At 43.5% G+C, this 13,124-nt stretch carries 9 protein-coding genes; 5 read left to right on the forward strand and 4 right to left on the reverse strand.

The genetic code is table 11. The features are described 5' to 3' along the window. Positions 1-8: 8 nt before the first annotated feature. Together AAFX28_RS17360 and gyrA are read right to left on the reverse strand one after the other, a co-directional pair. A complete protein-coding gene (locus tag AAFX28_RS17360) occupies positions 9-1,892 on the reverse strand; it encodes a methyl-accepting chemotaxis protein (RefSeq protein ID WP_408689499.1) in 1,884 nt (627 codons plus the stop codon). 249 nt (positions 1,893-2,141) lie between these two features. Continuing rightward, the gene (gyrA, locus tag AAFX28_RS17365; protein ID WP_408689501.1) at positions 2,142-4,766 is read right to left on the reverse strand and encodes a DNA topoisomerase (ATP-hydrolyzing) subunit A; all 2,625 of its coding nucleotides are present in this window, start codon (positions 4,764-4,766) and stop codon (positions 2,142-2,144) included. Between the two features lie 285 nt (positions 4,767-5,051). On the opposite strand from gyrA, the gene ubiG reads away from it, so the two are divergent. The 4 genes from ubiG to yfaE all read left to right on the forward strand — a co-directional run bounded on the left by ubiG (position 5,052) and on the right by yfaE (position 10,005). After that, positions 5,052-5,759, forward strand: a complete 708-nt coding sequence (ubiG, locus tag AAFX28_RS17370; RefSeq protein ID WP_408689502.1) for a bifunctional 2-polyprenyl-6-hydroxyphenol methylase/3-demethylubiquinol 3-O-methyltransferase UbiG — start codon at positions 5,052-5,054, stop codon at positions 5,757-5,759. Positions 5,760-6,227: 468 nt separating this feature from the next. Then, positions 6,228-8,510, forward strand: a complete 2,283-nt coding sequence (nrdA, locus tag AAFX28_RS17375) for a class 1a ribonucleoside-diphosphate reductase subunit alpha (RefSeq protein WP_408689504.1) — start codon at positions 6,228-6,230, stop codon at positions 8,508-8,510. 83 nt (positions 8,511-8,593) lie between these two features. Further along, positions 8,594-9,727, forward strand: a complete 1,134-nt coding sequence (gene nrdB, locus AAFX28_RS17380; RefSeq protein ID WP_408689506.1) for a class Ia ribonucleoside-diphosphate reductase subunit beta — start codon at positions 8,594-8,596, stop codon at positions 9,725-9,727. After that, positions 9,727-10,005 (forward strand): class I ribonucleotide reductase maintenance protein YfaE, encoded by a 279-nt coding sequence (yfaE, locus tag AAFX28_RS17385; protein ID WP_408689507.1) that lies wholly within the window; start codon positions 9,727-9,729, stop codon positions 10,003-10,005. Before nrdB ends, yfaE begins: the two co-directional genes overlap by 1 nt. Positions 10,006-10,160: 155 nt before the next feature. On the opposite strand, the gene AAFX28_RS17390 is transcribed toward yfaE, so the two are convergent. Then, complete coding sequence (locus AAFX28_RS17390; RefSeq protein WP_408689509.1) at positions 10,161-10,400, reverse strand: hypothetical protein; 240 nt, start codon at positions 10,398-10,400, stop codon at positions 10,161-10,163. Positions 10,401-10,643: 243 nt separating this feature from the next. Continuing rightward, on the reverse strand, positions 10,644-11,885 hold the full coding sequence (locus AAFX28_RS17395) for a CinA family nicotinamide mononucleotide deamidase-related protein (RefSeq protein WP_408689511.1): 1,242 nt from the start codon (positions 11,883-11,885) through the stop codon (positions 10,644-10,646). A 177-nt stretch (positions 11,886-12,062) separates the two neighbouring features. Between AAFX28_RS17395 and AAFX28_RS17400 the strand changes: the two genes are divergently transcribed. Next, positions 12,063-12,959 carry a DUF3943 domain-containing protein gene (locus tag AAFX28_RS17400; RefSeq protein WP_408689513.1) on the forward strand — a complete coding sequence of 299 codons (897 nt, stop codon included), beginning with the start codon at positions 12,063-12,065 and terminating at the stop codon, positions 12,957-12,959. The last annotated feature ends 165 nt before the right edge of the window (positions 12,960-13,124 follow it).

The following is a 13,124-nucleotide window of genomic DNA, read 5'->3' on the forward strand; positions in this document are numbered from 1 at the left end:
ATTTACGATTACAGCTTAAAGCGCTGAATCTCTTGCTCAAGTTCATGAGAAAGCTGAGACAACTGAGCTGCTTGATCCGCTGCATCGTGCGCTTCATCAGCAAGCTCGTTCGATACATCGCGAATACCTACAGTATTACGAGTAATTTCTGAGGTTACTGACGCTTGTTCTTCAGCAGCTGAAGCAATCTGGGTAGCCATATCACTGATACGCTCTACCGCAGTTTGGATTTGCGTTAAGCTCACTGCAGCAGAGTCAGCATCCGTTACACTCGTATCCGCAAGCTGGCGACTATCACCCATAATGTTAACTGCTTTGCTCGTCGTACCCTGCAATGTTTCGATCATTTGCTGAATCTCTTGAGTAGAAGCATGAGTACGCTGGCTCAATACACGAACTTCGTCAGCAACAACAGCGAAGCCACGTCCTTGCTCACCTGCACGTGCTGCTTCAATTGCTGCGTTAAGCGCTAGTAAGTTCGTTTGCTCAGCGATGTCTTGGATAGTCGACAAAATAGTGTTGATGCTATTACCGTGAACTTCTAGCTCTTGAATCACTTCAGTTGCAACTTGTACTTCTGTTGCTAGGTTTTGGATAGAGCTTTGCGTCTGTACAACTTGCTCGCCACCATGAACACATGCCGTTACTGCTTCAGAAGAGTTCTGTGCAGTATTATCTGCATTACCCGCAATTTCTTGTGTTGCTGCAGCCATCTCGTTGATAGCTGTCGCCACCATGTTGATTTCGTCTTGTTGTAGGCGGATACGAGCACTACGTTCTTCTGCTTGCTGCGCCGTTAATTTCGACTGTTCTGACAGTGACGTTGAAACGACACTTAGCTTCGATACCATTTCGTGCATATTGCCCACAAAGGTATTAAAGTTTGTCGCAAGTTGACCTACTTCATCGTCGCTACGCGGTTCTAGACGTTGAGTCAGATCACCTTCACCCGATGCGATCTCTTCTAATGCATCAGACACGCGAACCAAGTCACGGAACAAGAAACTCACTAACCAAGAAACCACGGCAATAACAATAATTGTAATCACAATAGCCATGGTAATTAGGCTTTTCAGCAGTTCGCTATGCCCTGCTTCTTCTGTCGCGCGGTCCATTTCGATAGCAAAGATCCATTGTGTATCTGGGATTTTGCTAAAGAAGTACAGCTTCTCTTTACCATTACGCTCAATGATTTCGATCGTTCCAGAGTTTGCATACTCTTCGATTGAGCGTAGGTTAAACTTGTTAGATAGTTCCGTTACAGGCTTAAGTGAAAGCGCTTTATCAGGGTGCGCTAGGAACGTGCCGTCTTGAGCGTCAATAAGCATCGCATAAGCATTTTCACCAGCATCAAGGCTAATTACGTCTTCGATTAGCTGGTCAATCAGTACGTCTGCACCAACAACACCGACAAACTGACCATTACGGCGAACTGGTTCTGCAATCGTTACAAGTAGTGCGTTTGTAATAGCGTCTTTGTAAGCTGTCGTTACGATTTGTTTGCCAGCTGCGTTCGCATCAATATACCAAGGGCGAACTCGAGGATCGTAATCTGCACGGTTGCGCTCTGGGTGAGAACGGTACATTCCACCTTCAGGTGTTCCTAAGAAAATATCATCAAAGCCACCCGCTTTACGTGCCTGTTGAAGATGAGGCACAACTTCTAGCTCTTGGCTGTAATCGTTGAATGCTGAAGCAATATCTTTGCGGATAGAGATCCAGTCAGAGATGCCTTCTGAAGCTGCAGTCGCTAGACTCTCAGCGCGAGAATAGACACCATTACGGGTTTGTTGGAATAGTTGATCGGCAGATAGCCAAGTTAGCGCGCTCGCCATTAGCACAACAGCTAATAAACTTGCACCAATTAGTTTTTGTTTGAGTGACAGTTTCATAGTCTCGATAATGATTGAGGAACAGACAGAGGCTGCGAATTTTATAGCCAAAATCGACAATATGCACGCAATATTGAGAGATTAATAAAGAATAGTAACTATCTGTTATAACGGCAATTTTATGGCGTCAGACTGTCGTCACTTTCAATTTGTTTTCTATATAAATGACGATCAATAATCGATAACAGTTTTAATTAGACAAAAAAATGCCGAACATAAAGTTCGGCATTTATAAGACTTTAAGAAGAGTTACTCTTGAGAGTCTTCGTCGCTTTGCGTTGGAGCTTCTGTTTCTTCAGAAGTACTCACGACTTCTTCAGACTCTTCACCTTCAACCAGCTCCGCTTCTTCTACTTCATCAATGCGTTGTAGACCAACAACATTTTCGTCTTCAGCAGTACGGATTAACGTTACACCTTGAGTGTTACGACCAACTTGGCTTACTTCCGCTACACGTGTACGAACTAGAGTACCAGCGTCGGTGATCATCATCATCTCGTCGCCTTCTTCTACTTGTACTGCGCCAACTACAGGGCCATTTCGCTCAGAAACTTTGATCGATACAACACCTTGTGTCGCACGGCCTTTCGTTGGGTACTCAGCAAGTTCAGTACGCTTACCGTAACCGTTTTGCGTCACTGTTAAGATGTCACCTTCATTTGAAGGAACAATCAGTGATACTACTTGGTCTTCATCAGCAAGCTTCATACCGCGAACACCAGCCGCTGTACGACCCATCGCACGTACTTTGTCTTCGTTAAAGCGAACTACTTTACCCGCTTTAGAGAACAACATAATGTCGCTGTCACCGTTCGTGATATCAACACCGATTAGAGAATCGTCATCACGTAGGTTTACAGCAATCAGACCATTAGCACGTACGTTTGCGAACTGATCTAGAGATGTCTTCTTAACCGTACCATCACCTGTTGCCATAAAGATGAACTTCTCTGGTGAGAACTCATCTACTGGTAGAATAGCAGTGATACGTTCGCCTTCTTCAAGAGGAAGAATATTGACGATTGGCTTACCGCGAGCAGTACGGCTAGCCAGAGGCAATTGATATACTTTCAGACGGTAAGTCTTACCGCGAGTAGAGAAACATAAGATGTTGTCATGAGTATTCGCAACAAGCAGACGCTCGATGTAATCCTCTTCCTTCATCTTAGTTGCACTCTTACCTTTACCACCACGACGCTGCGCTTCGTAGTCGCTTAGGATTTGGTACTTAACGTAACCTTCGTGTGACAGAGTCACAACTACGTCTTCACGTGCAATCAGCTCTTCCATGTCAATGTCATGGCTTGCTGCTGTAATTTCAGTACGGCGAGCGTCACCAAATGCATCACGAACAGATTCTAGCTCTTCACGGATCACTTCCATCAAGCGCTCAGTGCTTGCAAGAATATGCATTAGCTCTGCGATCTCTTCTAGAAGTGCTTTGTACTCGTCTAGGATCTTCTCGTGCTCAAGGCCAGTCAGTTTATGTAGACGTAGGTCTAGGATAGCTTGCGCTTGAGTTTCTGTTAGGAAGTATTGACCATCGCGAATACCGTATTGCGCTTCTAGCCACTCTGGGCGAGCTGCATCGGTACCTGCGCGTTCAAGCATTGCTGCAACGTTACCAAGATCCCAACCACGAGCAACAAGGCCAGCTTTTGCTTCTGCTGGTGTCGGCGCGTTACGAACCAAGTCGATAATTTCATCAATGTTAGCCAGTGCAAGAGCAAGACCTTCAAGGATGTGCGCACGCTCACGAGCTTTACGCAATTCGAAAATAGTACGACGAGTAACAACTTCACGACGGTGATCAACGAAGCACTTCAGCATATCCTTAAGATTGAATAGCTGTGGCTGACCGTTGTTTAGTGCCACCATGTTGATGCCGAAAGTCGTTTGAAGCTGAGTGTTTGCGTATAGGTTGTTAAGAACAACTTCACCTACCGCGTCACGCTTACATTCAATAACAATACGCATACCGTCTTTATCAGACTCGTCACGTAGTGCACTGATGCCTTCTACTTTCTTATCTTTAACAAGCTCTGCAATCTTCTCGATTAGACGAGCTTTGTTAACTTGGTACGGAATTTCAGTAACAATAATGGTTTCTTTACCATTCTTGTCTGTTTCTACTTCAGCTTTAGAGCGCATGTAGATCTTACCACGGCCCGTCTTATAAGCATCTACGATGCCTTTACGTCCGCTGATCAGCGCTGCAGTTGGGAAGTCAGGACCAGGAATGTAGTCCATCAGCTCATCAATAGTGATCTCTTCATTATTGATGTATGCAAGACAGCCATCAATCACCTCAGTTAGGTTGTGAGGTGGGATGTTGGTTGCCATACCTACTGCGATACCAGAAGCACCGTTTACCAATAGGTTAGGAATTTTTGTAGGAAGAACTGCAGGAATCTGTTCAGTACCATCGTAGTTAGGTACGTAATCTACAGTTTCTTTGTCTAGGTCAGCCAATAGTTCGTGGGCAATTTTAGCCATGCGAACTTCGGTGTAACGCATTGCCGCCGCTGAGTCACCATCGATCGAACCGAAGTTACCTTGACCGTCGACCAGCATGTAGCGTAACGAGAAAGGCTGAGCCATACGTACGATAGTATCGTATACAGCGCTATCACCGTGTGGGTGATATTTACCAATTACGTCGCCAACAACACGGGCAGATTTTTTATATGGTTTATTCCAATCATTACCTAGTACATTCATCGCGAACAAAACGCGGCGGTGTACAGGCTTTAGGCCATCACGCACATCTGGAAGAGCACGACCAACGATTACTGACATCGCATAGTCTAGGTATGAACCTCGAAGCTCATCTTCAATGTTTACGGGCGTGATCTCTTTCGCTAGATCGCTCATAGAGCCATTATCCCTCTATTTATAGATCGTATGTACAATACGCTTAAGGTGCAAAAATATAACACAGTTTTCAGTGGTTCGGCATCACTTTCCCTCTCCTTTTACTAGGTTGTGAGGTTGGTTGTGAATCAAGTGCTGAGAATTTGCACACTCTAATTTTATCTTGCTGATAAATGGTTACATTTCATCCGCTTTTTGAGAAAAGTGATCCTCTCTATGGAGTGTTATGCTTGAAAGGGTATAATGCGTGCAATTCAAGGAAGCTGGTTAATAAATAGAGTTGTTATGACCCAAACACAAAATGTCGATCCTAACGAAATTAAAAAGTTCGAAGATATGGCCTCACGCTGGTGGGATCTAGAAGGTGAATTCAAACCCCTTCATCAAATCAATCCCCTTCGCTTGAACTACGTACTGGATAATGCTGGTGGCTTATTTGAGAAGACCGTTCTTGATGTAGGCTGCGGCGGTGGCATCTTGGCGGAAAGCATGGCAAAAGAAGGCGCTATTGTGACGGGCCTTGATATGGGTAAAGAACCATTAGAAGTAGCTCGCTTACACGCGCTAGAAACAGGAACGAAGCTGACCTACATTCAAAGCACCATTGAAGACCATGCTGTTGAAAATGCTGGCAAGTACGATGTAGTAACTTGTATGGAAATGCTAGAACACGTACCTGACCCGCTGTCAGTCATTAAATCGTGCGCAGCCCTAGTCAAACCAGGCGGCCATGTGTTCTTTTCTACTCTTAACCGTAACTTTAAGTCTTACTTATTTGCCATTGTTGGTGCAGAGAAGCTGTTGAAAATTGTTCCTGAAGGCACTCACGATCACGAGAAGTTCATTCGCCCTGCTGAACTTATAAAAATGATTGACCATACTGATTTAACTGAGACTGGAATTACTGGCCTTCACTATAACCCTCTCACTGACAGTTATAAGTTGGGTTCAAACGTTGACGTTAACTATATCGTCCACACTCAAAAGTTTTAACAACTTTCACATACTATATATTGTGTTTTTACTAAGGCGGTGGCGAAAGCTTACCGCCTTTTTTAATCATTTTTTCATCAGTTTTTGTGGGTTTGATTCCAATTTAATCAGCTCCACTATCGCCCCCAAATTTGTTAAAAGATCAAGGTATTTTTTTTTGTTTGTGGTTACTTATAAACCACACTGGAGATGGTAATTTCACGCATTATTGCCAGCACTAACTCTATCAGTTAGTAGCCACTAACTGTTTTTTTTCATTTTGTCAGTTATCCACAAGTCATCCAAGATCTTCACCTTGAAAATTACAATTGATAGCACTATCTTGTAACCCGAAAACAGATACACCCCTATATGTTGTGTTTGCTACTACAATATATAGATAGATTTTGATCACAAAGCCGGCACAAGTTTTACAAGAATTACACAAAAATACGGCTTTTATCAGTTTTGTTAGGGAAATGAAGCAGAATGAACCAACAACTAACCGTTACTAAGCGTAATGGCAGCAAAGAAAGTATTGATCTTGAAAAGATCCATCGCGTTATCACTTGGGCCGCAGAAGGTCTAGATAACGTCTCCGTATCGCAAGTAGAACTACGCGCTCACATTCAGTTCTATGACGGCATCACTACATCAGATATTCATGAGACAATCATTAAATCTGCTGCAGACCTTATCTCTGAAGAGACGCCAGACTACCAATACTTGGCTGCACGCCTAGCGGTATTCCACCTACGTAAAAAAGCGTATGGCCAATATGAGCCACCAACGTTATATGATCACGTTGCTCGCCTAGTCGATATGGGTAAATACGATCAGCATATCCTTGAAGACTACACGAAAGCGGAACTGGATGAGCTGGACGCATACCTAGATCACAAGCGTGACCTAGATTTCTCTTACGCGGCAGTTAAGCAGCTTGAAGGTAAGTACTTTGTTCAAAACCGTGTATCTGGTGAGATTTACGAAAGTGCTCAGTTCCTTTACATCCTAGTTTCTGCTTGTCTGTTTGCTAACTACCCGAAAGAAACGCGTCTTGACTACATCAAGCGTTTCTACGATGCGACGTCTACATTCAAGATCTCTCTACCAACACCGATCATGTCTGGTGTTCGTACTCCTACTCGTCAGTTCAGCTCGTGTGTACTGATCGAATGTGGTGATAGCCTAGATTCAATCAACGCAACAGCAAGCTCAATTGTTCGTTACGTTTCTCAGCGCGCTGGTATCGGTATCAACGCTGGTCGCATTCGTGCACTAGGTTCTGAAATCCGTGGTGGCGAAGCATTCCACACAGGTTGTATCCCATTCTACAAATACTTCCAAACAGCAGTTAAATGTTGTTCTCAGGGTGGTGTTCGTGGCGGTGCTGCAACTGTGTTCTACCCATTATGGCATGGTGAATCTCAAGCACTTATGGTTCTTAAGAACAACCGTGGTGTTGAAGAAAACCGTGTGCGTCACATGGACTACGGTGTTCAGCTTAACCGCCTTATGTACCAACGCTTGGTTGAAGGTGGTAACATCACTCTGTTCTCACCATCAGACGTACCTGGCCTATACGATGCGTTCTTTGAGAACCAAGATGAATTCGAACGCCTATACGTTAAGTACGAGAACGATCCTTCAATTAAGAAAGAAACCGTTAAAGCTATCGAGATGTTCTCTATCTTGATGCAAGAACGTGCTTCTACAGGTCGTATCTACATTCAAAACGTTGACCACTGTAACACTCACAGTCCATTTGACTCTGAAGTTGCTCCAGTACGTCAATCGAACCTATGTCTTGAGATCGCGCTGCCAACTAAGCCTCTAACAAATGTAGAAGATGATTCTGGTGAAATTGCACTATGTACTCTGTCTGCGTTTAACCTTGGTGCAATTAAGTCTCTAGACGATTTCGAAGAGCTATCTGACTTAGTAGTTCGAGCACTAGATGCACTTCTTGATTACCAAGACTACCCTCTTCCGGCTGCGTACAAGTCAACAATGAACCGTCGTACTCTAGGTGTGGGTGTTATCAACTACGCATACTACCTAGCGAAGAATGGCGTGAAATACTCTGACGGCAGTGCAAACGGTCTAACTCACCGTACGTTTGAAGCAATTCAGTACTACCTACTTAAAGCGTCTGTTGCACTAGCGAAAGAACAAGGCAAGTGTCCATCTTTCCACGAGACAAACTACGCTAAAGGCCTACTGCCAATCGATACGTATAAGAAAGATATCGATTTAGTATGTGATGAACAGCTGCATTACGATTGGGACGCTCTACGTGAAGAGATCGTGACTCACGGTCTACGTAACTCAACACTAACAGCCCTAATGCCTTCTGAGACTTCTTCACAGATCTCAAACGCAACTAACGGTATCGAGCCACCACGTGGTTACGTATCAGTGAAAGCTTCGAAAGATGGTATCTTGAAGCAAGTTGTGCCTGAATTTACTGAGTACAAAGACAACTATGAGTTACTTTGGAACATCGGTTCTAACGACGGGTACCTTCACCTTGTGGGCATCATGCAAAAATTCGTAGACCAAGCAATTTCTGCGAACACCAACTATGACCCAACGCGTTTCGAAAGCGGTAAAGTACCGATGAAGAAGCTGCTACAAGATCTATTAACAGCGTACAAATATGGCGTTAAAACGCTTTACTACCATAACACTCGTGATGGTGCGAGCGATGACCAAAAAGACGCTGTACAACCACAAGATGACGATTGCGCAGGCGGCGGTTGTAAGATTTAACCCATAATCCTCTAATTGGATTATCAAGGCTTTAACAAATTACTCGCCCCTCACTAGAGGGGCATAAAAGGAATTGAGGCATCATGGCTTACAGTACTTTTAACCGAAAAAAGAATGACCAACTGAAAGAACCAATGTTCTTAGGTCAATCGGTAAACGTTGCACGTTACGACCAACAAAAATTCGAGATTTTCGAAAAGCTTATCGAAAAGCAGCTTTCTTTCTTCTGGCGTCCGGAAGAAGTGGACGTATCTAGTGACCGTATCGACTACAACAAGCTTCCAGAGCATGAAAAGCACATTTTCATCTCAAACCTTAAATACCAAACATTGCTTGATTCAATTCAAGGTCGTAGCCCGAACGTTGCGCTACTGCCACTTGTTTCTCTTCCAGAAGTAGAGACATGGATTGAGACTTGGTCTTTCTCTGAGACCATTCACTCGCGCTCGTACACTCATATCATCCGTAACATCGTAAACGATCCGGGTCTTGTGTTTGATGACATCGTAGAAAATGAGCACATCCTAAAGCGCGCGAAGGACATTTCAGGTTACTACGATGATTTAATCCAACTGACCAATGACTACCACCGCTACGGCGAAGGTACGCATATGATCAATGGTGAAGAAGTCACTATCAAACTTCATGACCTGAAGAAGAAACTTTACGTGTGTCTAATGTCTGTTAACGCACTAGAAGCGATTCGTTTCTACGTTAGTTTCGCTTGTTCATTTGCATTTGCAGAACGTGAGCTGATGGAAGGTAACGCGAAAATCATTAAACTGATTGCTCGTGATGAAGCCCTTCACTTAACCGGTACTCAGCACATGATTAACTTGCTGCGTAACGGCCAAGATGACTTCTCATTCATGCAAATTGCAGAAGAATGTAAGCAAGAGTGTTTCGACCTATTTAAAGAAGCTGCAGAGCAAGAAAAAGAGTGGGCAGAATACCTATTCAAAGACGGCTCTATGATTGGTCTAAACAAAGACATTCTTTGCCAATACGTCGAGTACATTACAAACATCCGTATGCAGGCTGTTGGTCTTGATGCCGCTTACCCAGAAGCAACATCAAACCCAATCCCATGGATTAACGCTTGGTTGTCTTCTGATAACGTACAGGTTGCGCCTCAAGAAGCTGAGATCTCTTCTTACCTTGTTGGTCAGATTGACAGTGATGTACGCGCTGACGACTTTAAGGACTTCGAACTGTAATGCCAAATATCAAAATCAACGGAATTACTGCGATTCAGTCTCACCCATCGAATACCATTCTTGAAACAATGGAAAGCGCTGGCTTGGAGCCTGAATACAACTGTCGAGATGGTCATTGTGGCGCTTGTCGCTGCAAACTTATCTCCGGTGAAGTGGAGTACGTTGGTTTTGCCATGGCTTACACAGAAGAACGTGAAGTTCTGCCTTGTATATGTAAGGCAAAAACGGACATCGAAATCGAAAATGTAAACTATACGCTAAAAGAAAAACGCGCTTAATCGTTACGTTTTCGGCCTCGAATTAGGAGCCTCTTGGTACATGCCAAGAGGCTTTTTTATTGCAGTAAGCATCATTCACTTATATTCAAAGTGCATAACTATACAAAAACAATAAGGCCAGCAATTTTGCTGGCCTTATTTATACAAAACTGAGCTTAAGCACGGGAGAGAAACTCATCTGCGGTGAGCATCGAGACTGCTTTATCCCCTATTTCTCTACCATCATCATCAAATAGTGAAAGATGATAACCAAGACTGTCCCCTGCCAGCTTTTCTTTTGGAGCTTGGAGCCACAAAGAGATTACATCCTGACGTTCATCCTTAAGTGCTTCACCTAAAATAACTTTTTGGCTCGCAACTTGATACCATACAAGGATTTTTGACTGACTAAACATAGTAACCCCTCCGTGAAAATGGCAAATCGAATAGTCAGTTTATCCTCAATTTCGCAAAAAATAAGTATCAAGTTTAAGACAATTTTGGGTTCTATTGAAAATCATTAAGTTAAGCAATATACCGATGAGCTATAAAAAAAAAATTAACCGCGAAAAATGAAATAACAAATGCATTCATTTGCTTATTACGGAATGCTAGCCCAAACCGATTTGACAATTCACAATAGCTTGGTTATTGCATTTTTATGCACCAATAACACTTCGAGGCACAAACATCTCTTTGTTACGTACCAACGAGCTGTATTCTGGGAAAATCGGTTTGCTACTCAAATAACGTCGAAGCATATCCGCTGCAATTGTGGTGATAACTAAAGTTCGTTCTTTACGCGAGTATTCTCTATTAAAAGTCAACGTTTGCCCCCACTCTCCTTCTGGGGTTGCCAATGCCACAGAAAAGGCTTTATCTGCAACTTTGCCAGTGACGATAGAGATATCAGTTGCACATTTTTCTTTGGTCGCGCCCGCTAATGCCAATGCTGATGCAAGGGCATCGTCACTTCCTTCTGACAATGCGACTTTTTCGCCAAGCACCCAACCATGGCCACAATATTCTGCTGCGCCTTCATGAGCTTGAATCCATTGAGACAGCGCTCCAAATGTTGATTGCTCTGCAGTCGAGATAGATAGCTTTTTCTCAAGGATTAAATGAGCAACATGATCTTGCATCGACTCATCAATGCTAACGACGTTTGCTTCAATCAAACTGAAAATCATCTGAAGCAGCTTCACTCGTCTATCAAGGTCTTCTTTTGGTCCAAACAGTTTTACTTCAATGTATGGCAGGTACGAGCGATACCCTAAGCTATATCCGTCAGGAAGCTGCATTTTGTCGAGCTTGTCTGATAACGCTGATTCTGACGTACCAAACGTATAGAGCTTGCTGCACTCTTTACCGAGGATGTCAGGGTAACTGCGCTTAATATCTGGCAGGATTTGCTGATCAACCATCAATTTAAATTCACTTGGTACACCAGGCGTAAAATAAAACGCGCAATCATTAAATATGACTTTAAACCCACAAGCAGTACCGACTGGGTTATCCAATATTTGCGACCCTTTTGGCAGCATCGCCTGCTTGATGTTACTTTCTGGCATAGCAACGCCTCTTGCAGCAAAGAACTGCTCTAAGCGCGCCTGCCATTCAGGGAATAGCACTAATTCAGTTTCTGCCGCGACTGCCGCTGCTTCTGAACTTAAATCATCCGCCGTTGGCCCTAAACCACCGTTGACGACAACTACATCGCAATTAAAGCTCAGCATCATTAACTCTTCGATGAGTGCTGACATTTCATCCCCCACGGTAGAGCGTTTGGTCACGCTGTAACCATGCTCAAAGAAACGCTGAGATAGCCAAGCTGCATTTGTATCGACAATGTCTCCATGGAGTACTTCTTCCCCAGTGCTTAGCATTGCAATTTTCAACATCGTTTTATCCTTAGTGGGAAATGTCACACATTTGATGAGTTTACCGAGAAATACTATGGCAATCCGGTAAAAAACGTCTAAGTTTCTAATTTAGAACAAATACTGGTTCCCATTACTCAGACTTTAATAGATAATTGTGAACCCGATCATTAAAAAATAATAACTGTGGAGTTTTCCGTGTTTAAAAAAAGCATCGCCGCTTTATTAATGTCAGCATCTGCATGTGCCAACGCCAATATCTATGATGCGAATCAGCATATTGAATTTTCGTACACCGTAGACAATGCTGAGTTCAACACGCTTTCTTACAACTCTTATCAGTATTCGTCAAAAGACCCTTACTCTTTAAGCCTGACTGAAGACAACTTAAAGCTTGAAGATCCGGGCCTACCTAAATACTTAACCGTATCTAGCGAGAAAGATTGGGATTACCTAATGGGTCAAACCTACACTATCCTCGGCTTAAGTGTAGCGACCGTAGGTCTAATGACGCTTCTTCCTGAATCTATCACTAAGTGGGATGAAGAAGACCGTAACTTAAGCGGTTTAGGCTCTAAGTGGAAAGACAACGTTACTTCCGGTCCAGTTTGGGATCGTGATGAACACTTCCTAAACTACATCATGCACCCATATTTCGGTGGCGTTTACTATACCGCAGCTCGTCATGCAGGCTTTAATGAATTCGAGTCATTCTTGTATTCTGCGACTATGTCTACCTTCTTCTGGGAATACGGCGTTGAAGCTTTCGCTGAAGTACCTTCATGGCAGGATATCTTTATCACTCCATTCTTTGGTGCTGTCGTCGGTGAAATGATGTTCGAAGCGGAGCAAGACATCGTTGCAACAGGCGGTGAAGTTTGGGGTTCAGAAACCATGGGTGGCGTAACTTTATTCTTCCTTAACCCTGTAGGTCATATTCACGGTTGGGTAAGCGATGCTTGGGGCGGTAGTGCTGAATTCCAATACAGCAGTACACCATGGTTTGGTAACCAAGACGCAGCGAAATTCGCGATGGATGCTGGCGCTAGCTATGACAATGCGTTTTACGGCGTAGAGATGAAAATTAGCTTCTAATTCCTACCGACTTAAATCAGATAAAAAGCGACGACTCTTCGTCGCTTTTTTTGTGCTCTTGTTTAAATTACTTTAATACCAACAATAGATTAGAGCTAAAAGTTGACCTAGCTCAAACCTTAATCCCCTACACTTCCTAAACTGATTTTAGGCACCGATTCGTCT

The sequence above is a fragment of the Vibrio sp. TBV020 genome (genome assembly GCF_046056895.1).
In the GTDB taxonomy this organism is placed as follows: Bacteria; Pseudomonadota; Gammaproteobacteria; order Enterobacterales; family Vibrionaceae; genus Vibrio.

Coding starts and splice junctions, on each gene's coding strand:
- AAFX28_RS17360 (WP_408689499.1), bottom strand. CDS start 1,892: ATGAAACTGTCACTCAAACAAAAACTAATTGGTGCAAGTTTATTAGCT.
- gyrA (WP_408689501.1), bottom strand. CDS start 4,766: ATGAGCGATCTAGCGAAAGAGATCACGCCCGTAAACATTGAAGATGAG.
- ubiG (WP_408689502.1), top strand. CDS start 5,052: ATGACCCAAACACAAAATGTCGATCCTAACGAAATTAAAAAGTTCGAA.
- nrdA (WP_408689504.1), top strand. CDS start 6,228: ATGAACCAACAACTAACCGTTACTAAGCGTAATGGCAGCAAAGAAAGT.
- nrdB (WP_408689506.1), top strand. CDS start 8,594: ATGGCTTACAGTACTTTTAACCGAAAAAAGAATGACCAACTGAAAGAA.
- yfaE (WP_408689507.1), top strand. CDS start 9,727: ATGCCAAATATCAAAATCAACGGAATTACTGCGATTCAGTCTCACCCA.
- AAFX28_RS17390 (WP_408689509.1), bottom strand. CDS start 10,400: ATGTTTAGTCAGTCAAAAATCCTTGTATGGTATCAAGTTGCGAGCCAA.
- AAFX28_RS17395 (WP_408689511.1), bottom strand. CDS start 11,885: ATGTTGAAAATTGCAATGCTAAGCACTGGGGAAGAAGTACTCCATGGA.